Source organism: Nocardiopsis sp. NPDC006198 (assembly GCF_040613895.1).
GTDB lineage: Bacteria > Actinomycetota > Actinomycetes > Streptosporangiales > Streptosporangiaceae > Nocardiopsis > Nocardiopsis tropica.
This window is the reverse complement of sequence record NZ_JBEXSY010000008.1, coordinates 78,839-97,990: the sequence shown is the minus strand read 5'-3', so window position 1 is coordinate 97,990 and position 19,152 is coordinate 78,839. Positions and strand designations below refer to the sequence as shown.

The window sequence follows — 19,152 nt, the reverse complement described above, 5'->3', positions numbered from 1 at the left end:
TGAGTCGCACTCACGACACCGCAGGGAAGGACCGGGAGTGACGGACACACACGAGACCGCCGAGCACGTCGACGAACGAGCTCTGACACCGCAGGAAGAGCCTGCCGCCCACCTCCAAGAGCGGCTGCGAGCTCTGCACGACGCCGCAGCGGTCAAGATCTCCGACGCGGTCCCCGCCAACACCCGCCGGGCCTACGCGGCAGACCGCGCTGATTGGGCCGCGTTCTGTGCCCAGTGGGGCCTCGACCCGCTCCCGGTGCAAGAGGAGATGCTGGCCCTGTACGTCACCGAGCTGCTGGAGCACGGATCCGCCGCGGTGCCGACCCACAAACGCAAGCCCCTGGCGGCCTCCACGGTGGAAAGACGTCTCTCAGCCGTGGCCACCTGGGCCCAGGAGGAGGGCCACGCACCCAACCAGCGTGCATCCCGCAAGGTGCTCGAAGGCCACCGGCGCGCTCACCCCACCCGCCCCCGGCGGGCAGCCGCCGCCCTGGAAGAGGACCTGCGCGCCATGGTGCGCGCCGCCCAGTCCCACGAGCTCGCCGACGGACGGCCAGCCCTGCGGCGGCGGGCCCGCGACACCGTCCTGCTGTTGGTGTCCTGGCGCCTGATGCTGCGCCGCTCGGAGGCAGCCGGCCTTCGTCTGGGGGATATCCAGTGGCACGAGCGGGGCATGCGAGTCGCGGTACGACGCCCCAAGACCACCGTCGAGGAGGTGTGGAAGCCGGTGCCCTACGCGCTGGACCCGGAATTGTGCGCGGTGCGGGCCGTGCGCGCCTGGACCGGGATCCTGGCGGAGGCGGGCCACACCGCCGCGGCCACGCCGCTGCTGGTCCGCGTGTTGGTCAACGATGCCCTGCCCGTACACCCCAAGCCGCTGTCGCCTCCCGCGCTGAGCACCGTCGTGAGCACCATGGCGGAGAGGGCGGGCCTGTCAGGCAAGGCGCTGGGGCCAGCGGAGGACGCGTCAGCGCCGGTGTACACCGGGCACTCGCTCCGGCGAGGCTCCATCACCGCCGCCGCGCGCCGGGGGGCCGCCCGGGACACAATCCGGCGCCTGAGCGGGCACGCACCTGGGTCTCATGTGCTGGAGAGCTACATCGAGCAGGGCCACGAATGGGATGAGGACCCGCTGGCAGGCCTGTAGAACAGGAGTGGACGATGACCGCCCACTAGGGGCCCTGGCAGCGGTCGGCGTCGCGCTGCTGTTCGTTTGATCTCCCCCAAGAAGAGAACACATTGTGACCACGATCGAGCACTTGGTAACCGAGGCGACCGTGCAGCACAGTGGTGTGGACTCGGCAGCCGGCTGGCTCGCCGCCCACCCCGAAACTGCTCTCACCGAGACCGGTGCCTGCGACCTGCTCCTGCGGCGTGGGGCGTTCCCCGGTGCCAGTACGCCGCTGAGCCGCGGTCGAGTCACCGCGCCGGCCCCTGACGCCGCGACGGTGATCCTGCCCGCAAGGAGGGAGCTGTTGCGGCAGATGGCCGCCCACACCAGCACCAACGCCGATCCGGACGCGCAGCCCTACGTCGCCGATCAGCTGGCGGGCCAGGTACTCACCGGACATGGGGGCCCAAGTCCTGGTTCCTGACCCCGATGTCCAGGCCGATGCGCTGACCTACACCTACGATGGTCGCGGTCACGGCTGAATGATGCAACGCCTCATTGAGTAGTGCCACAAACAAAAGGGGGTGAGAGCGATCTGACCGCTCCCACCCCCGTAGCCCTTGCGCACGAAAGGCTTTCAGGCCTTGGGGGGCCGTCCGGGAAGCTGAGGCAGCCTGGTGTCCAGCACAGCTTCGATGAATTCCTTCCGGGTGCGGGCGCCGCTCAAGAGGACGGCCCGCTCGATGAGTACGCGCTCTTCGAGAGTTGGGCGCACGGTGATGGTGGATGTGGTCGCATCGAGGGACCGGCCAACCCACTGGCGGTCTTCTGATGGGCTGAACAGCCTGCCTTCAGTGACGGGAGCATTCTTGTGCCGCCACACAGACACGGCCTCCCCGTAATGGCGACGGTTCTGCTCCAGCGCCTGGAGCACGACAGCCGTGATGGTCAGGCGGCGTCCGCTCCGCCTGCTGGTCCTGATCATCTGGTCCAGGCGCCGCTTCATCCGCCCGTCGAGGTCGACGGTGAACTGGGATGTGGTGGTGTCCTGCTCGTCGAGGCGCTGCGCTTCGAGTTCGTCCAGTTCCTCTTCTGTGAGGTCGATCAGGTCCGGTTCCGAGCTCTCAGCGAAACTCGCGACACTGTTGATCTCCTCCTGGAAGTGTTCCTGGCTCTGGACAGCGGGGGCCTCGACCCTGCGCACGGCCACCTCAGCGGCCGCGGTGACAGTGGGGGCCTCTTCGTCGTTCTCCTGCACGGGGGTGGGAGCCGAAACAACAGGCCCCGGTCCGGGGACCGGATCTGTCGGGGCAGGCATGGCCTGTGCGGTGGGCGTCTGCTCGGTGGCTACTGCGTTCGGGGCGGGCGTGGGAGGAGCTGACTCTGCAGGCAACGAGTGTTGAGTGTCCACCGCGGGGGGGGAGTCAGTAACTTCCTGCTGTTTCTTCCTTCGCCCGCGCCGGCGGGGGGCGAAGGCGTCCTCAACGATGCTGTCAGATCCGAGCGAGTCGTCTGTAGTGGTCATATCCTCGTCTTTCCGGTTAGTCCTCGGGGCTGTTCAGCTGGCGATTCACCGCTGTCACCTCGGTGAGGAGCCAGGTATTCACTGTGGAGTAATCTGCGGACAACGCCTCCAGGGACTTGAGCGGCACGCCTTCAGGGCGTTCCCTCACCAGCTCGGTGGGCGTTTTCCCGCGTCGGCGGGCCTCGACTGCTGCGGATTCCACGTACCGGATGGGGTGAGGGACCACCTTGTGCTTGGCACTGCCCAGGTCGCGGGCTAGATCCTTCCGGAGATTTTCCTGCACCTTGGTTGCAGAGGCGTTCGTGGCGAAGAGCACCACGCCGAGCAGTTCTAGGGTCTCGTTGTGCTCCTTCACCTCGATGTAGCGTTGGGCCACGATGCGCAACCCCTTGCGGGAACTGGGGTCTGAACGTGTGGGGACGATGAGGCCGTCAGCGGCGTGCAGGGCGTTCTTCTGCAGCGCTTCATCACCGGGCGCGACGTCAAAGACGATGATGTCGTAGTCGTCTTCGCACTGGTCCAGGGAGCAGAGGTAGAGGTACTGCCAGGGAAGGTCGTTCCCTGCGTCGGAGATTCGCCTCAGGAAGTGCATCTCAGTGACCAGTTGGCTGAGTGCCTGGCCGCCGGGCACGATGAACAGGTTCGGTCGCGCTTCGCCTGTGGGCTGGAAGGGCTTTTGATTGAGCACAGCGTCGACCTGTGCTTGTCCGCCATCGTCCAAGGGGGTTTTGTTGATGCCCAGGTCTTCACAGGCGTTCCCCTGCGGGTCCAACTCGACGTAGAGGACCTTCTTACCCTGGGCAGCGAGGTTGACCGCCCAGGAGACAGCGAACGAAGTCTTGCCGACGCCGCCTTTGCCGTTGATGATGGCGAGGACTTTGCAGGCGTACTCCTGCGCGTCGAGATCGTCTTCCCGGCGCTGAAGCCACTCTCCAACGATGCGCCGCACGGTGCTCAGGTCCGGCACGTCGACTGTTACCCGTGGCATGGCTGTTCCTTCCTAGGGGGAGGCATGTGCAGGCCGATGGTATCGCGGTGATGCGGCGTGAATCCTAGGTCACCTCTCTGGTTCGTGCGTGAGAAACGAGCTTGGAAGACGCGCGTTATGGTCCGAGTTAACTCTGGAGTTTTCATGTCGCTTCCTCTTGTCCTCTAGGCGAATCTCCTACGTATCAAGGGTCTCTCTGCTCCACCAGTCAGTCAGCTGACCAGTCATTCGTCCAGTCATTCGACCCGGCAGTCAGCCAGTCAGAGGTCTTCTTTTCCGGTCGCTGAGCGCGGTGAGTTGACCAGCATGTCTCACCTGTCCCGAGCAGGCCGTCGGTAGGCCAGCGCTTCACGCGCGCCCTCCAGGGCCTGAGCGGCGTCCGGCGACAGGCTCCCCTCGTTCGCGACTCCCTGCACCAGCAGGTTCAGCCGTGCCGCGAATCCGACCATCTCCTCCAGCTGCAGGTTCTCGTCTGCCATTTCCTGTAGCTCGTCGATCCAGTCCTCGGCATCCTCGGACAGAACCAACTCGTCGACCACGTCGAGGAGAGCGTGAGCCGCCCGGCGAACCGAGTTGTGGTGCGCCTGGGCGGCCTGCATCTTCAGGAAGTCGGTACGTGTGCGTTCCGCACGCTCACGAAGGACTCGCCGGCCCTCCCGTGGGAGTCTGGGCAGGTTGTTGACTGCGGCCAGCAGTCGGTTGTGGCGCTGGTTGACGCCGCTGGGATCCTTCAGGCCCATGGCCGGAGCTAAGTCCTTGAGGTAGACGGGGTAGTCCGTGGTGTGCTGCTCGCGCGGTCGGGCCTGGTCCAGGAGTCCGAGCTGTTCAGAATCCAGCTGTGCGTAGACGAGCCGTGTGAGCTCGGCGCGGGCGATCAGCTGCTTACGTCGGAGTGGACTGGACTGTGCGGGGGGCAGCGAAGGGAATCGTGAGCGGGTGTAGGCGAGAACCGCAAGGATGTCGTCGTCAGGCCACAGTTCTAGGTGCGCGTCCCCGGCCTGGCGGTGGATCTCGTACAAGCTGTCGGTGAGAGCTCGTATACGGGCGTTCGGAGGTGCCGCGGGGAGTGCCATGACCCCATCCTGCGGGTGCTTGACATTTTGTCAAGCAAGCATCTCGAGGGCTCCCGGGCCGGCTTCGGCACCTTTCAATTGGGACCGCAATGCTGACGAAGACCTCTTGCGGTGTTTGCCGGTCACAAGCTGGCCGCCGCCTGTAGCGTAGCGGCGCCCTGCTCCTCCCGTTGAAAGGTGACCATGGCCGAGAGCACCGAGTCCGCGCACGTCAACCGCCTGATCACGCTCCTCATGATGCTTCCCTCGCCCTGCAGCAGGGACACGTTCGCCCCCTTCTGGGACCGCGTCGCTGAGGACCTCAACACCAACACCAACTACGTCACCGGCAAGATCGCGCTGCACCTCAAACTCCTCCAAGGCGCCGAAAACCCGACCCTGGGCCGCAGTCAGTTGGCCTCATACGCCCTGTCCTTCTTCGGGCAGCCGAGCGAGAAGCTGGTGCGCAGCATCGCCACCGAAGTGGACGCCGGCACCCCCGACGACATCGCCGGGCAGGTATGGGTCCAGGAACTACGCACCACCGCGTTTGCCGTCATGGAGGAGACCTTCCCCGAGGACCACCTCCACCGGGCCCTGGACAGCTGGGTCCGGTTCGACCACTGAGACCCTAATGCGCGACCAGTCGGATGAGGCGCTGCTTCTCCAGGGCGTGGCCCTGGAGAAGCAGGCCCGAAGCATCATGGTCGGCGCGGCTGGCCCCACATCGGGGGCGCGGGCCACCTGCGTCAGCCAGCGCCCTGTCAGGGCGCGCGGAGCACTACCGTGCGCCGCACCCCTGCTTCCAACAGGGCCTGGGTGCGGTGCTGGCCGTTGAGGAGGAACCACCGGGCGGGGCTGTCCTCGGGGCTGACGATGATGCCCTCGGCCGGACTGAGCAGGCTCAGCGCCGCTTCGCGCTGCGCGGTGTCCCACCCCGCCCGGGCCGCGAGTGCACGCGCCCGGCGGTAGACCTCCTCGACGGGGCCTGCGCCGCGGCGAGCCTGCCGCAGCAGGCGCCGGGCCCCGCGGGAGGCCCGGTGCCAGTCGACCGCGTGGTAGCGGCAGCACGAACGGGGCGTGCGGGTGGGGCGTGCTTGGCGGGCCCACCGCTGCGCGGTGCTGAGCGGGGTCATGCAGGAGGCCCGGAACAGGTTGTGGGGGGCGGGCAGGGTGGCCACCCACACCACCCGGTAGGCCAGTTCCTCGGCCGGGTCGGGTTCGGGGTGCATCAGCCGGTGGACGTAGGACTGCTGGTGGTCGGGGTCCGCGCCGGCGCGGGTGGTGACGCGGGCCACGGCCTGCTCGCACAGGTCCGTGGCCCGCATCCACATCGCCTGTCGGTGGGAGTCCTCCTCCTGGGCGAGCTCCCGGCAGCGGAGGGCGGCGGCCCTGAGGCGGCCCAGGTCGCCGTCGAACAGGTTGAGCAGGCGCAGGGCGTAGCGGCCCTGGTGGGCCAGCCCGCGCGGCAGCTCCACGTTCTCGTTGGAGGCCAAGCGCTCGGTGGCCGGGCCGCGCAGGGTCTCGGCGTCCCAGCACTGGCGGGCGGTCAGGCGTGCCAGGAGCGCGTCCTCGTCGACCATCTACTCGCCCGCACCCGGTGCGGCCGGGACGGCGTTGGTGTCGATGGGCAGGTTGTCGAAAGGGTTCCAGCGGCGGCGCGGCGCGGCGGCGGCCCGCTCCTGCTTCTCCACGTGCTTGCGGTGCTCGGTCGGCCACCAGTCGCGGGGGTCGTGGGGGCGGGCCGTGCGTTCGACGTCGAAGACCACCCCGTGGGGGGTCTCCTGGCCGCAGGTGACGATCACCCCTCCCCCGTCGCGGTCGAAGTGGCCGCGCTCGGTGGCCAGGATCCGGGCCAGGTCGGTGGCCGCGCTCGCTTGGGCCTGCTCGTGCTGGCCGCGGAGCAGCTCGACGGGGGCGCGCAAGCCCGACAGGTGCGCGTACAGGGCCCAGCGGTGTGGTTCGCGGCCGGTGCGCAGCTCCTGCCAGGGCAGGGGGCGGGTGTGCAGGCCGCGGATGGTCGCGGTATCGATGAGGCGGTCCTCGCCGGGGCGGTCGGGGCGGGGGCGGGGGTGGAGCCAGACCAGGTTCATGGCCTCGACGGTACCGAGGGGCGCAGGCCGATGGTTCCAGTTCGTGTCGGCCTCGGTGGCGATCTCCCGAGTCGAGGGGAGCCCCCGGGGGCGGGGAGCCTGAGGCGGAGGGAGGCGGGGGTCGACTGGGGCTGTTCGTCCATGGGTGTTCTATGCCCACGCCGAGCCCGGTTGAGTGCGTACTCCACCACGACCGTTGCCCCGCATGTCGTAGTCGCAGACCGTTTCACAGCTCATTGCGGTCCCCCTTCTTACGCTCCAAGGCGATGCAACGCTCGGCGATGACTGCGCCGAGCAGGAGCATCAGCAGGATCAGGACGATCTGCAGGGCGTCGGGCTCGGTGAAGGTACCGTTCAAGACGCTGGCGAGAGGGACCAACGCCGCGACGAGAAGTCCGCAGAGCCCAACGGCGTAGGCGTAGAGCACATGCCGAGTCCTCCAATGTCCGGGGCGCCGGGCCGGGGAGAGCACGACGAAGGTGAGCATGGCGAGGGCACCGAGGAAGGCACTGGGGATCAGGAGAAACATCGGGTCTCTTTCTCAGTTTCGGTAGCGGTGCTCACGGGTTCTCCTTGGGGGTTAGGCGTCATTGTCACGGGCTGGGGATCAGCTTGCCGGCCATCGGCAGGGCGGCCCGGCCGTGCTCGACTGAGGTCGCGCAGGCCCCGAACGGGCTTACCCGCGCGGTTTCAACCGGGCGGGTCAGAGTGGTTGCAGTGGTAGATGGCTTGGTCGTGATCGCCCCACAGCAGGCGGGGCGGGCCAAGCCGCTCGGGACTTGGCGGTCGGTGGTGCACGGTTGTCCGCCATCAGGCAAGGGCCTGCCGTACGGCCACCTCCAGCTCACCCACCATGCGTTCGGGTGGGCTCACCAGGCCTGTCAGTAGTTCCTGGGCCTTGCCCAGCGCTTGTGCGCGCTCGTGTCCGCCCTCGTTGTGATCCCTGTGAGCCAGGCGCAACAGGGCTGCGGCGCGGCGGAACCGGTCGGGGGCGGGCAGGTAGGCCGCCCCCACCTTCTCGGCGTAGGCCAGAGCCTGCTGCCAGGCGCTTTCCAGGTCGTAGACGGATTCGGCGTACCGGTCCGGACCTGCTTCGGCTTCGGCCTCCAGGTCCTGGGCCCGCGCCATGGATCGCACGAAAGCGGCCGTGGTCGGCACGACGATGTCGTTCAGGGCCGGAGCGGACAAGAAGGCCTCCAGGTCGAGCTGATAGCTCCCCCAGGCCTCACGAACTCGGTCATGGCGTGCGCGGACCGCAGCGAGGAGGCTGGCTGCGGCCCGTTGTGTCTGTGCGCGGGCCTGGCGGCGGGCACGGATCCTGGACCACCCCTGCCTGGCCTGCTGCCACCATTGGCTCGGCAGTCGGCGACCGAGGACGAGAGCCCCTCCCACGGCTGCGCTGGCCCCGAGGCCGCCCAGAGTCCACAGCACTGCGCCCCACGACAGGCTGTGCACTGTGGGCGAGAGCACGAAGAAGGTGATTCCCAGGAGTGAGCACCCCAGGGCCATGCTCAGCAGGCGGGGCGCGCCCGTTGTGTAGTACACGTGGTGACGGCGGCCTTGAAGAAGGAGGGCTGCTGCGGCCGCGCAGCTGACCAGGCCGACCACACCGGCTATGCCCGCGACCCACCCGAGGAGCTCCAGGAAGCCGTAGTGGGTGTAGGTGTCCAGGGTCATGGTCATCGGTCGGCCTCCTTCGGTGTGGTGTTGCTCAGCTCCAGCAGGACGTCGGCGTGGCAGGCCTGCCCGGGCGCGCACAGGCACGCCAGGTCCCTCCCGGCGAGCTCGGCGCGGGCGTCGTCGAGGGTGAGGTGCCCGCCCTCCCACTGCCACAGCTGCAGGTCGCTGGAGGGGTCGGTCAGGGCCCGGCGGAACACGGCGACGGACTCGGCGCGGGTGAGTGCGCGGGTGTGGTGGGAGGTGATGCGCCCGTCGGCGTGGCGGTAGGGGTGGTGCATGCCGGGGGCGCTGATGCGGGTCTCCACCTCCCAGTCCGAGCCGTCCAGGGCGGGGACCCGGGCGATGGCATCGCGGGTCTTCCACGCCCAGGGGTTGGCCCAGCGGCTGCGGCGGCCGACGTAGACGGCTCCTTCGGGGACGGTCCAGCCCCGGACGGCGGGCCGGTGCAGTCGTTGCGGGGTGCGGGTGGTGGTGCTCATCGGGTCGTGTTCTCCTTCGTCGTGGTGGGTGCATCCGGGGCCGGACCATGCCGGCCCCAAGAGCGATGGTCAGGCGGGAGTGAGCGCGGTCCGGGTCCGGGTCTGGGCCAGGGCGTGGCTGATGGCGTCCACGAGCTGGGCGCCGGTGGCGGTGCGGACGTCGGCGCGGCCGACCAGGCCGTCCTCGGTTCGGTAGGCGGTGCCGACCAGCCAGGGGGAGGCGCCGGAGGCCGCCGGGGTTTCCCGGTAGCGGGCGAACCCGGTGATGCCGCCCGGGGCTCGGAAGGGGGCGATCTGGCCGCGGTAGCCCTTGGGGCGGTAGGCGCCGACACGGATCGTGGTCTCGGGGTGGGTGTCCACGGCCCAGGTGAGCGGGTCGTCGGGGGCGTCGTAGTCGGTAGCGGCGGTCAGGTCGGCGAGGAGGTCCTCGTGCCGGACGTGGGCTCCGAGCCGCTGGTAGAGGGGGTGTCCGTCGGACGGGTCCAGCGGCGGCGCGTAGGCCCACCCGTTGAGGGCGAGGGCGGCCGCGCGCTGGGCCTTGGGGATGCTGGTGGCGATGGCGAGGGCGTTGTCGCGGCGGTCCAGGCCGGGGGTGGGCCCGCCGCGGTAGGCGACCCAGCGGGCGTGTTCGTAGCGTTCCAGGGTGAAGGTCTCGCCCCACCAGGTGGTGGTGAAGGCGTCGGGCTCGATGCGGGTCCAGCGCGGCTTCTGCACTTCGGGTCCTTTCGGGAGAGGTGGCCCCGGGGCCGGCACGGTCCGGCCCCGGGGGTGGGCGGTCAGGCGTCCTTCGTCTCCAGCGCGGTGAGGCGCTCCTCAGGGCCCTCGCCCGGCGCGAGCTCGCGGCCCCGCTGCTCGTCGAGCGGGTGGCGCGTGTCACCACCATACCCCTTAATGCCACCGATGTACATCGGCAATGTACTTTAGTCACACCTAGATGTATGGTGGTGACACACGCCACCCGCACCCCGCAGGGTGCCGACGGAAGGAGCACCCATGTCCGCCACCCCCGATCCCTGGTCCGGCCACATCTGGACCACCCCCGGCGCCCAGGGCGCCGTGCCCGCCGACCGCCCCGCCGAGTGGGTCGGTCCCGCCGGCGAGGTCCTCGACACTGCCCTGAACACCCTCCGTTCCCGTCGGGAGTCCGGGGCCCCCAGGGAGCGGGCCCTGGTCGTCCTCACCGGGCAGGAGGCCCTCGGCCACCGCGCGGCCGTCGAAGAGCTGCTGCTCCAGGGCCGCTCCCAGCGGGTTCACGTGCGTGTGGAGGACGCGCTGTTCCAGGCCGCGACCCTGGGGGAGTTCGGCCGCACCACCGACGCCCACGGGAGGACGCCCCGATGACGGAGACCGAAGGCCTGGGGGTGGCCCAGGTTCGCGACCAGCTCGCCAAGATCGTCGCCGACGCCGAAAGGGGCCGGATCACCTACATCAGACCGCGCTACGCCCCAGCTCCGGTGGCGGCCGTGGTCCCGGCCGCCCTGGCCCGGGAAGGGGGGCAGGAACCGGCCCAGCCGCTGCCCTCCGCCCCCGGGGGCGCCTTCGCCCCCGGCCCGGGCGGAGAGGCTTCGACTGAGGAGCGGGCCTGGACCGGCGCCGCTCTGGCCGGGGCCCACCACCACCTGACCCGGGTCATCACCGAGGCGGCCAACGCCCTGGCCGCCGTCGGCGCCGCCCAGGCCGCCCACGCCGGCGGCGACACCGAGGGCGCCCGGCACCAGCTCGCCGCCGCCGAGGTCGAACGCACCCTGGTCCGGCTGGGCGGGGCCGAGATCGAGGCCCTGGACCTGTACTACGCGCTCACCGACCGCGGCCCGCTGGAGTGCGAGGCGTGCGGGCACGGCCTCACCCGCCCCTCCGGTGATGGCGGGTGGCTGCACGTGGAGCCGGACGGCTCCGGCGGGTACCGGGCGCGGCTGGACGTCGACCACGAGCCCGTGCCCCGCCACCGTCCCCCCGCCCGTCCCGACATCGCCGACGGCAGCGTCGTGCGGGCCTCCTAGCCCAACGAGAACGGAAAAACAACCGTGAACCCGAACGACCGCGACGACGTCATCGCGACCCAGGAGGCCATCTCCCCCGTGGTCTCCACGATGAATGGCATCCTCCACCACCAGACCGCCGACGGGGCCTGGCGCGACCCCCTGGGTTCCCCGCAGGAGGAGATCGAGTCCGTACGCGCCGTCCTGGACCAGCTGGAGGACGCGGTGCACGGCGCCCGCACCCAGCTGCGGGCGCTGGAGATCACCCGCCTGCTGCGCCCGATGTGGGACCGGGTGGTCGCCGAGGCCGGACTACGCGAGGACCAGGACGCCCTGTACCCGCAGGAGCTGGCGCACCGCCTGGTCGAGATCGAGACCCAGGAGGAGATGGACGGGCTGGAGCGCCTGGAGGACGTCGCCGCCGACATCACCTGCAGCCTCGTGCTCACCGACGGCGAGCCGCTGACCGGGCCCGGCTCGCAGGAGGCCATCGCCGCCCGCGAGGAACGCGGGCTCGCCGCCGCCCGGGTGGTCCTGGCCGGGGTGTGGGAGATGGCCGTACGCCGGTCTCCCGACGAGGTCTGGAAGCTGGACCCTCCCCGGATCCTGCTGGCCAGCGAGGTCGCGCGCTACGACTACGACAGCGACCCGCGGCCCGAGTACCCGGTGCATGTGCGCTGGGAGGACGACGAGGGAACCCTGGCCATCAAGGCCGACTCCCGGGACCAGGTGCTGGAGGACGCCATGGACAACTGGCCGACCGCCGTCCAGATCCGGATCCTGCCCCAGCCGACGAACGAGCGGTAGCAGACCCAGCCGCCCCGGAGAAATAGGGGCGGGGCGCCCATCCCGTCAAGAACCGGCGCCCCGCCCTGTCGCAACCGCAATCACGACAGGAGAGACCCTACATGCACCCCTGGTACACCCAGCCCCTGGCCGCCCTGGACTTCGAGTCCACCGGCCTGGACGTGGCCACCGACCGGATCGTCTCGGCCGCCCTGTGGCGCATCGACCCACTCCAGGGCGACAAGTCCCTCGCGCAGTGGCTCGCCGACCCCGGCATCGACATCCCGGCCCAGGCCACCCGCATCCACGGCATCACCACCGACCGGGCCCGCCGCGAGGGCCGCCCGGCCGTGGAGGTGATCGCCGAGTTCGCCGCGCACCTGCGCGACGCAGTCGACGAGGGCCGCCCCGTGGTCGTCTACAACGCCCCCTACGACCTGACCCTGCTCCACCACGAACTGGCCCGCCACGGCCAGCGGCTCGACTGCGCCGGGCAGCTGCGGGTCATCGACCCGCTGGTCCTGGACCTGCACGCCGACCCCCACCGCAGCCAGAGCCGACGCCTGGGCCGGGTGTGCGCCCACTACGGTGTCTCGCTGCCCGACGAGAAGGCCCACACCGCGGCCGCCGACGCCCTGGCCGCGGCCCGGCTGGTCTGGCGCCTGGGACACGCCCACCCCGCCCTGGCGGGCATGAGCGTGGAAGCGCTGCACGCCGCCCAGGTGCGGTGGAAGGCTGAGCAGGCGGCCGCGCGGCAGGCCCGCCTGCGCCGCACCACCGACCCCGCCGCCGTGGTGCCCGCCTCCTGGCCGCTGAACCTGGCCCCTGCGGCCGTCTGAGCCCCGCCGGGGTGGCGTCCGTCCCGGCTCCCGGCGCGGGCGCCACCCGCGCTGGCTCACCCCGTTGCACTAGCACTCGCGGCCCGACCGGGCCGCCCCGTTTCGAGGAGATGCGTTGACCTACGCCACCCTGCACACCCGCAGCCATGGGACCGCCACCCTGGCCGGCCCCGAGCTCAACAACGCCCTGGGGCTGGTCGGTGAGCTCGCCGCGGTGATGCTGCGCCCGGCCTCGATCGCCGACCGCCTGCGGTCCCTGCTGCCCGCCGAGCACTTCCTGCGCAACGTCGGCGAGTTCGACTTCGCCGACCTCTACGCCCCCGCCTTCTCCCGCCGGGAGGAGAACCTGGTGGTCCACCGGGGCATGACCCTGTCGGTGGCCGACTTCCAGATCAACACCGCCATGTGCCTCGCCGCCGATCCGCTGCGCCTGCTGCTGCGGATCGCGCTCACCGGCGAGCGGCACTGCTGGGTCGCCGGCGCCGACCGGGCGCGCGTGGCCGACCTCATCGAGCACGGCCTCAGGGTCTCCCGCGTGCTGCGCCCCGGCATGGGATGGGCCACCCCGCTGCGCGGAGAGCACTCGTTGGTCTCCCTGCTGCGGGCCGCCGACGACGAGCCCGCCGTGTTCTCCCATAGCTACGGCAGCGAGTTCCCAGACCAGGACTTCGGCACCTGGCGGCCGACGCTGCCCGCCGGGGTCCTGGACGCGCAGGACCTGGACGAGGACCAGTGGGAGAGCAGCCGCGAGGCCTGGAACGAGCTGGACGACGACGCCCAGTGGGAGCACTCCCTGGCCGGGCTGGTGGACTACCGCCGCCTGGACCCGGCCGACCTGCTCACGCCCTTCGGGCACGGGCTGAGCGTGATGGACCTGCACGCGCCCTCCTGGGAGCAGTCCCTGGACTTCGCCGCCCGCTACTAGACCTCCGGCGGCCCCGGCGTTGGTCCGGGGCCGCCCCTGATGACGGCCGTCGGCGAACCTAGAGCTGGTGCCCTCCTTCACCGCGGCTCCGACCCACACAACGCGTCGCCGCCCACGGCGGCCCCGGCCCCGCTCTTGAAACAGGAGTTCTCCTATGATGAGGAGCAGGGGCCAGTACCAGGTGCGTGTTTGCTGGAACCCCGTGTTGCGGGTTACAGCTGGGGTCCGGTCCGGCGTCGGGATGCCGACGGCCGCAGATTCGTGGGCTGGCCTGCATCGGTGGGCGGCTTGGGGCGCACGGGCTGGAGACCGGTTATGGCAATCCGCGCGGGGTGACCCTTTCGCTCAGTGGTCTCGATGTCAACGGAAGCGAAGCCCGGGGGCGGATTGGAGTGGAGGTCTCGGAACGTATTGGCCTTGTCGACCATGGAGTCCATTAGCGTTGGCGAGGGGCCCTTTCCGGCTTTCACCATCTCGATCAAGCGTTCGGCGTCGCGCGGCAGCAAGACATTCTTCGTGCGTAGGATCTCAGCTCGGACCTCATTGGCTTGTTTCCTGTCTGCGGTATCCATAAGAGTGCGGAAGTATTCGCTCTGCGCCCTCATGTATACGAATTCTTCGCGAGGCAGGCCTGGCCGGGGCCCCTCAGTGTCCTGGGCCCACGCAGCGGCTGTGTTTCGCAGCGAATCGATGCAGTAAGGCATGAAGTATTGGGACTGAGCGAAGGCGTCTTCCGTAGGCGCCACTGTGAGGGAGTCGCCCTCTCCGAATGCCTGAGCGGTGGCTTCGCGCGTCTTTTCATTGTCCGGCCACCGCGTGTTCAATGCGAAGCGCGTCTCGCACAGCAATCCGTTCTGTCCCAGCGCGGCCACCAGCCTGCGGCCTGCGTTCTGGTCGGCGGACGTGCCACGAGCCTGGATCAACTGCAGGCTTACCATGTCCCCGCGCGAGGTGGGTACGACCTTGAGGTCTGGCCGATCGGTAAGGGTAGCGCACACCCTCTCAAGAGACTTGGTGAAGGCGGGCTCGTGCGGTGGGCCGACCGTGGCATGTTCAGTACTCATGGACTGCATCATGGCACCTGACAGTGTCACGGGTCTGCGGCAGTGGTCAGGACATCACCAGCAGAAGGGCAAACTGCGGTACCCCGCAGTTTTGGATCATCGCAGTTCAGAAGGCCCAAGTGCCGCCCGGGAGGGCTTAGGCGGGTCGTCGCGGCCCACTGCCGGGCAGGGGCCTGCGCCGCAATTCGCACCCGGTCGACCCATAGCTTTCGGCCTTTCGGGCAAAACTGCGGACCTCCGCAGTTTTACGCCTTCGCAGGTCAGGCCAGCGGGAGCACCCGACTCTGCGTAGATCCTGCTCTCAGAGGCCACAGCCTCGCCGCCCCGGACCAAACTCCCGATACCACAACAGCCGATCATCCACCACAACCGCGAAGGTCGGGATCAAGGCAACCCGGGGATCCGTGGGAGGTCACTTCGATCCCAGTGGTCCAGGTAGTCGCCGAACGCCAGAGCGACGGCCTCGAATCGGTACTTATAGGAAAACTGCGGACCTCCGCAGTTTTGCATCATGCCAGTTCAGGAGCCTGAAGGCCTGCCCACTCCCCCGCAGCGCCTCCAGTTCGGCCCCACTGCTCTCGATGCCGCAGACACGGCATCCGATCGAACAGTGTGACCTCATCGGCGGTCTTGCCAAAACTGCGGAGGACCGCACTTTTTCCTTCACGCAGGTCAGCGAGTCGATGCGGGGGCCTTACCGGTCGCGTCCTCGCAAACATCGCTGGCCCGGCTTCGTGGGGATGCGCACTTGCCTTCAGTCATCCGGGGCGTCATGGGTCGCACCGGCTTGCCCGAGGTCGACGCAGCCGGATCTCTCACCTCCACGCATCATTCCTGCTTGGACGAAGAGACGTTCACAACCCGTCCTTAGAACCAAGTGGATTCCTTTTCGGAATTCGATGATCATCGGGGAAAGCGGGAGCTTCCTCAGGCGCGGTTATTTTGTGGCGAGTGGGTGCTTCCCTCCGCACTTCCCCGCAGCATGAAAGCAGTTGGTAATTCCGCAGGAGATTTCAGGGCCGATCCTCGAGTGTGGACCGGCCAGCCCGTCAACGCCTCTGCTGAGGCTTGTTCGACGACCGCGCGTCTGCTCGAGGCGTCGGCGCTCCCGGTTTGACCGGCCGCGGCCGCGGGGGCCGTCCGCCCGGGAAGGCCGTCTTGGAGTCCCCGGCCGACGCAGAGTCCGCGCGTTCGGCACGTCCCGACAAACGTGCCCAATCCGCAACAAGGGCCTCATGTGCGCGGTGCAGCAGGTCCGCGTCAGCCGTCACACCGGCCGCGGCCGCCGCAGCACGCACCTGCTTCCGTGCCTCGTCGAGCCTTTCTCGAGCAACCGTGGCCGTGCGCTGGGCATGGGAGACCTGGGTACGCACCTGAGCACGGCTAGTGCCCTCGAGCGCCAACGTGACCAGGCCCTGCTGCGCCTTGGCCTCCAACTGCCGAACCTGCTGGGTGGTGTTCACCACCAGTTCGGCGGCCTCCTCAACGCGCTCCAGCCCTGCCAGTGCGCTTGCGAGCGCCTCGCGGCGCTCCAGCAGTGCCCGCGTCTGCGGCCCAGGCTCCTTCTTGGCCTGAGCCGCCTTGGGCAGGCCCCGAGAGGGCAAGGTCTCGATCTGCTCAGAGACCATCGTGTCGTCGTTCTCATTGACGGTAGCCGCGAAGGCGGCCACAGCCCGCTGCACCTTCTCCTGCTCGCTCTGCGGATCTCCCTTGGCCAGGCGCGCCTCCACGCTCTCCAGGACCAGCAGGGGCAAGTACAGGCGGGTGAGCCACTCAGCGCGCGACATCGCCGAGTACAGGGTGTGCCCGTCCACGCCGTGGCCGTAGACGTGGGCACGCTTGGCAGTCAGTCCTTGGGCGGCCGCCACGGTCATGGCGTAGCCGTGGCTCAGGTAGCCGGCGGCGAGCTGCTCGGGGCTGACCCACTCCTCAGTGGTCTTGCCGTGGCGCTTCCAGGCGATGAGGGCGCCGCGGCGGCGGTTCACTTCGCGCACGACTGCGCGGTAGCCGTTGAGCACATCGGCGCGCTCGGGATCACGTCGGGAGCGGTAGTCGTTGGCGCGTACGCGCACGATGTCGCCGCGGGCCAGGGTCAGGGGCTCACCCCCGTACAGGGCGAAGGTGACGTCGGCTCCGTGCAGGCGTCCTTCCAGCCGGAAGAGACTGCGGGCACGCAGGTTGAGTTCCTCGACATCGCTGTTGCGGCCGGCCAGCAGCAGCACCTGGTCGATCACCTGGTGTGGGTCGACCAGGTGGGCGGTGTCCTGCCACCAGCCCGCCAGCGCGGCGGCACGGGCCTCGTCGGTGGTGTCCTCGGCGTGGATGCGTCCGGCGCCCATCCACTGGGCGAGTGCCGCGTAGCGGGCCTGGTCTGTGTCCTCGCGCCAGGTTTGCAGTGCCTGGCGGTCGACCTCGACCTTCTGCCGCATGTTCTCGTCCAAGGTCACACCGTTGACGATGCGGTGGATCTCGGCGAAGCCGCCGCCCACACCCACGGCGCGCAGCTGTTTGGGGTCACCGATCCCCACCACCTTGACCCCTTGGTCGGCGGCGGCGGTAAGCAGGCGGGCCAGCGCACGGTCATCGACCATCGCGCCTTCGTCGATGACCAGAACGTCGATGTCACCGAGCCCTTGCCGGTTCTTGATCGCCTCCAACAGGCCCGCGACGGTGCGTGAGTCGATGCCCGCCTCCACGTGCAGGTTCGCGGCCGCCACCGCCGCGGTGGCGGCACCTCCCACCCGCAGCCCCTGGGACTCCCAGATCTGACGGGCGGTGCGCATGATGGTGGTCTTGCCCGCCCCGGCCACACCGATCAGTGCCTCGACACCGTGGCCAGCGCTCAGCATGCGCTCCAGGGCCTGGCGCTGGCGGGGCGAGAACGCGAAGTTCTGCTTGGCCTCGGACTCGGCAAGCATGCGTCGCACGGTGGACGCGGGAACCTGCGCGCTCCCCCGGTTCAGGCGTTTGCGGGCCTGGGCACGGATCGCGCGTTCGGCCTGCTCGATGTCAACGCTGGTGACGGGCTCGAAGTTGGACAGGTGTAAGGCACCACTAGGAGGCAGGCGCACTGCGTAGGGGCTGGCGTAGACCAGGTCAGTGAGCCGTTCGGCGGCCTCCAGGTCGGCGATGCCGTCGGGCAGGGCGTCCATGACCGCACGGAAGACGTCGGTGCGGCGTGCGACCTTGCGGTGTGCCGTGACTCCGGTGTCGGGGTCGAACACGATGCGGGCAACATCGTCCGGCGAGAGCGGACCCTGCCCGCCCGCGGAGGCCGCCATCCCGCCCCCGCCGAGGACGGCGGCGACCAGGGCCTCCGGGTCGATTCCAGCATCCAGGGCGCGCCGGCGCCACCGGGCTCGCACGTCTTCTGCGGTGAGTTCCTGCTTGGCCTCGGCCAACTGGGCGGCCACGGTTTCGTTGTGGGCCCGGCTGACGTCGTCACCGACAGCGTCGATGATCTGGGAACGCCGACGTGAGAAGGGGGCGCGCAGCTCGGCGGTGATGGGAGCGATCTCCCATGCGCGGGTGTGCTCGTCGCGCATGTAGGCCACCGCGAAGCGGTCGCGCAGCTTGGCGCGCATGCGCGCTTCGAGGTAGGCGTTGGCCGGCGCGGCGTGGCGCAGCAGATCCCGGCCTCCGGCGGCGATGGTGCGCCACTGCCCGTCCGCGCACCTGACCATGTTGGGGATCGTGACGTGAACGTGCATGTGCGGGTCGCCGACCTGTCCGTCGACCGGTCGGGCAGCGGGGTGGAAGGTGATGATGCCCATCAGCCCGGAGGTGTCGACCTTCTCAGCGCTGCGCCCGTCGCCGTGGTGGCCGGCCATGCCGTAAGCCACCCAGCCCTGGACCGCGGTGACGGTCTCGCGGACGCTCTCCATGAAGACGTCCTCGACTACGCGGGCCATGCTCTCATCAGCCAAGGCAGGCCACTGCGAGAAGGACTTGGGCAGGTCCAGGATCAGGTCGAAGGCGCCGTTGCCGGTCTCTATCCGCTTGTTGCGGTTGAGCTTGGCCTTGTGGACGTCCTTGGCTGACCACTCCTTGAGCACGGAGGGATCGATTCCAGCGGCCTTGGCGATGGTGATCAGATCGGTGTAGGGCGCACGGTGGGCGTCACCTTCGCGGGTGACGCCCTTCTCCAGGCGGGCGAACCGCTTGGCGATGCGCTCCCCGCCCTCGAGCCGCGCGGAACCAAGGAGCTCGGCGGGGCTCATGTCGGCGGCTTCGGCAACCTGCCAGACCGCCTCTACCAGTGGACGGGCGGCAAGCTTGGCGTCGGGGTGGACCCTCAACGTGGGGGCGATCAGACGCTCACCGGTGTGCGCGTGGCGGCCGTGCATCAGTGCCCTCGCACGGTCGTAGTCCTCACCCGTGCGCAGCGTCGTCCCGGTAACGATCCCGAACTCGCTCAGGCCGGCGCCGACCCACTCGATCGGCCGGAACCCTTGCTTGAGCCGGTACTCGACCTGTGCGTTGGTCTCCTCAGCGGTCAAGCCGATTCCGGCGCCGCACCCAGCCTGCGAGGCCAGGCGGTACTCGATCTGGGCCTCGAAGTCGGGGCCCTTCTTGATGGGGATCACTTTGCCCATCCGGCCCCTCCCCTCGTGCGACACGCCGAAAATCTC

20 protein-coding genes are annotated in these 19,152 nt (G+C 69.4%); 8 read left to right on the top strand and 12 right to left on the bottom strand.

The genetic code is table 11. The features are described from left to right. Positions 1-37 precede the first annotated feature (37 nt). Both ABZ234_RS08225 and ABZ234_RS08220 read left to right on the top strand, forming a co-directional pair. On the top strand, positions 38-1,147 hold the full coding sequence (locus tag ABZ234_RS08225) for a tyrosine-type recombinase/integrase (protein WP_355011527.1): 1,110 nt from the start codon (positions 38-40) through the stop codon (positions 1,145-1,147). A 112-nt stretch (positions 1,148-1,259) separates the two neighbouring features. Next, positions 1,260-1,595 (top strand): hypothetical protein, encoded by a 336-nt coding sequence (locus ABZ234_RS08220; protein WP_355011526.1) that lies wholly within the window; start codon positions 1,260-1,262, stop codon positions 1,593-1,595. Positions 1,596-1,748: 153 nt separating this feature from the next. Here ABZ234_RS08220 and ABZ234_RS08215 read toward each other — a convergent pair whose 3' ends face one another. From ABZ234_RS08215 to ABZ234_RS08205, 3 genes are all read right to left on the bottom strand, one after another. Further along, the gene (locus ABZ234_RS08215) at positions 1,749-2,369 is read right to left on the bottom strand and encodes a hypothetical protein (RefSeq protein ID WP_355011525.1); all 621 of its coding nucleotides are present in this window, start codon (positions 2,367-2,369) and stop codon (positions 1,749-1,751) included. A gap of 283 nt (positions 2,370-2,652) precedes the next feature. Continuing rightward, on the bottom strand, positions 2,653-3,624 hold the full coding sequence (locus ABZ234_RS08210) for a ParA family protein (RefSeq protein WP_355011524.1): 972 nt from the start codon (positions 3,622-3,624) through the stop codon (positions 2,653-2,655). Between the two features lie 311 nt (positions 3,625-3,935). After that, positions 3,936-4,643, bottom strand: coding sequence for a hypothetical protein (locus ABZ234_RS08205; RefSeq protein ID WP_355011523.1), 708 nt, complete (start codon positions 4,641-4,643; stop codon positions 3,936-3,938). Positions 4,644-4,880: 237 nt separating this feature from the next. Here ABZ234_RS08205 and ABZ234_RS08200 point away from each other — a divergent pair, with 237 nt between their 5' ends. Then, positions 4,881-5,303 carry a hypothetical protein gene (locus tag ABZ234_RS08200; protein WP_355011522.1) on the top strand — a complete coding sequence of 141 codons (423 nt, stop codon included), beginning with the start codon at positions 4,881-4,883 and terminating at the stop codon, positions 5,301-5,303. Between the two features lie 137 nt (positions 5,304-5,440). On the opposite strand, the gene ABZ234_RS08195 is transcribed toward ABZ234_RS08200, so the two are convergent. From ABZ234_RS08195 to ABZ234_RS08165, 7 genes are all read right to left on the bottom strand, one after another. Next, a complete protein-coding gene (locus tag ABZ234_RS08195; RefSeq protein ID WP_355011521.1) occupies positions 5,441-6,259 on the bottom strand; it encodes a hypothetical protein in 819 nt (272 codons plus the stop codon). Continuing rightward, positions 6,260-6,769, bottom strand: a complete 510-nt coding sequence (locus ABZ234_RS08190) for a hypothetical protein (protein ID WP_355011520.1) — start codon at positions 6,767-6,769, stop codon at positions 6,260-6,262. It abuts the gene before it with no gap. Positions 6,770-6,995: 226 nt separating this feature from the next. After that, positions 6,996-7,298, bottom strand: a complete 303-nt coding sequence (locus ABZ234_RS08185; protein ID WP_355011519.1) for a hypothetical protein — start codon at positions 7,296-7,298, stop codon at positions 6,996-6,998. Positions 7,299-7,579: 281 nt separating this feature from the next. Further along, complete coding sequence (locus ABZ234_RS08180; RefSeq protein WP_355011518.1) at positions 7,580-8,452, bottom strand: hypothetical protein; 873 nt, start codon at positions 8,450-8,452, stop codon at positions 7,580-7,582. Beyond that, positions 8,449-8,928, bottom strand: a complete 480-nt coding sequence (locus tag ABZ234_RS08175) for a DUF4326 domain-containing protein (RefSeq protein ID WP_355011517.1) — start codon at positions 8,926-8,928, stop codon at positions 8,449-8,451. The genes ABZ234_RS08180 and ABZ234_RS08175 overlap by 4 nt, the downstream gene beginning before the upstream one ends. Before the next feature lie 69 nt (positions 8,929-8,997). Continuing rightward, positions 8,998-9,642, bottom strand: coding sequence for a hypothetical protein (locus ABZ234_RS08170; protein ID WP_355011516.1), 645 nt, complete (start codon positions 9,640-9,642; stop codon positions 8,998-9,000). A gap of 62 nt (positions 9,643-9,704) precedes the next feature. Next, the gene (locus ABZ234_RS08165; RefSeq protein ID WP_355011515.1) at positions 9,705-9,836 is read right to left on the bottom strand and encodes a hypothetical protein; all 132 of its coding nucleotides are present in this window, start codon (positions 9,834-9,836) and stop codon (positions 9,705-9,707) included. An 85-nt stretch (positions 9,837-9,921) separates the two neighbouring features. Here ABZ234_RS08165 and ABZ234_RS08160 point away from each other — a divergent pair, with 85 nt between their 5' ends. The 5 genes from ABZ234_RS08160 (at position 9,922) to ABZ234_RS08140 (ending at position 13,457) form a co-directional block, all read left to right on the top strand. Further along, on the top strand, positions 9,922-10,269 hold the full coding sequence (locus ABZ234_RS08160) for a hypothetical protein (RefSeq protein ID WP_355011514.1): 348 nt from the start codon (positions 9,922-9,924) through the stop codon (positions 10,267-10,269). Continuing rightward, on the top strand, positions 10,266-10,928 hold the full coding sequence (locus ABZ234_RS08155; protein WP_355011513.1) for a hypothetical protein: 663 nt from the start codon (positions 10,266-10,268) through the stop codon (positions 10,926-10,928). The genes ABZ234_RS08160 and ABZ234_RS08155 overlap by 4 nt, the downstream gene beginning before the upstream one ends. Positions 10,929-10,952: 24 nt before the next feature. Beyond that, positions 10,953-11,714: a hypothetical protein gene (locus ABZ234_RS08150; RefSeq protein ID WP_355011512.1), complete on the top strand. Its 762-nt coding sequence runs from the start codon at positions 10,953-10,955 to the stop codon at positions 11,712-11,714. A 101-nt stretch (positions 11,715-11,815) separates the two neighbouring features. Then, a complete protein-coding gene (locus ABZ234_RS08145) occupies positions 11,816-12,532 on the top strand; it encodes an exonuclease domain-containing protein (protein ID WP_355011511.1) in 717 nt (238 codons plus the stop codon). A gap of 115 nt (positions 12,533-12,647) precedes the next feature. Next, a complete protein-coding gene (locus tag ABZ234_RS08140) occupies positions 12,648-13,457 on the top strand; it encodes a hypothetical protein (protein ID WP_355011510.1) in 810 nt (269 codons plus the stop codon). 212 nt (positions 13,458-13,669) lie between these two features. Here the strand turns inward: ABZ234_RS08140 and ABZ234_RS08135 are convergent, their stop codons facing one another. Continuing rightward, positions 13,670-14,521: a hypothetical protein gene (locus ABZ234_RS08135; protein WP_355011509.1), complete on the bottom strand. Its 852-nt coding sequence runs from the start codon at positions 14,519-14,521 to the stop codon at positions 13,670-13,672. A gap of 1,049 nt (positions 14,522-15,570) precedes the next feature. Continuing rightward, positions 15,571-19,116: an AAA family ATPase gene (locus tag ABZ234_RS08130; RefSeq protein ID WP_355011508.1), complete on the bottom strand. Its 3,546-nt coding sequence runs from the start codon at positions 19,114-19,116 to the stop codon at positions 15,571-15,573. Positions 19,117-19,152 lie beyond the last annotated feature (36 nt).

Coding starts and splice junctions, on each gene's coding strand:
- ABZ234_RS08130 (WP_355011508.1), bottom strand. CDS start 19,116: ATGGGCAAAGTGATCCCCATCAAGAAGGGCCCCGACTTCGAGGCCCAG.
- ABZ234_RS08155 (WP_355011513.1), top strand. CDS start 10,266: ATGACGGAGACCGAAGGCCTGGGGGTGGCCCAGGTTCGCGACCAGCTC.
- ABZ234_RS08185 (WP_355011519.1), bottom strand. CDS start 7,298: ATGTTTCTCCTGATCCCCAGTGCCTTCCTCGGTGCCCTCGCCATGCTC.
- ABZ234_RS08180 (WP_355011518.1), bottom strand. CDS start 8,452: ATGACCATGACCCTGGACACCTACACCCACTACGGCTTCCTGGAGCTC.
- ABZ234_RS08200 (WP_355011522.1), top strand. CDS start 4,881: ATGGCCGAGAGCACCGAGTCCGCGCACGTCAACCGCCTGATCACGCTC.
- ABZ234_RS08145 (WP_355011511.1), top strand. CDS start 11,816: ATGCACCCCTGGTACACCCAGCCCCTGGCCGCCCTGGACTTCGAGTCC.
- ABZ234_RS08135 (WP_355011509.1), bottom strand. CDS start 14,521: ATGAGTACTGAACATGCCACGGTCGGCCCACCGCACGAGCCCGCCTTC.
- ABZ234_RS08160 (WP_355011514.1), top strand. CDS start 9,922: ATGTCCGCCACCCCCGATCCCTGGTCCGGCCACATCTGGACCACCCCC.
- ABZ234_RS08190 (WP_355011520.1), bottom strand. CDS start 6,769: ATGAACCTGGTCTGGCTCCACCCCCGCCCCCGCCCCGACCGCCCCGGC.
- ABZ234_RS08195 (WP_355011521.1), bottom strand. CDS start 6,259: ATGGTCGACGAGGACGCGCTCCTGGCACGCCTGACCGCCCGCCAGTGC.
- ABZ234_RS08165 (WP_355011515.1), bottom strand. CDS start 9,836: ATGTACATCGGTGGCATTAAGGGGTATGGTGGTGACACGCGCCACCCG.
- ABZ234_RS08210 (WP_355011524.1), bottom strand. CDS start 3,624: ATGCCACGGGTAACAGTCGACGTGCCGGACCTGAGCACCGTGCGGCGC.
- ABZ234_RS08175 (WP_355011517.1), bottom strand. CDS start 8,928: ATGAGCACCACCACCCGCACCCCGCAACGACTGCACCGGCCCGCCGTC.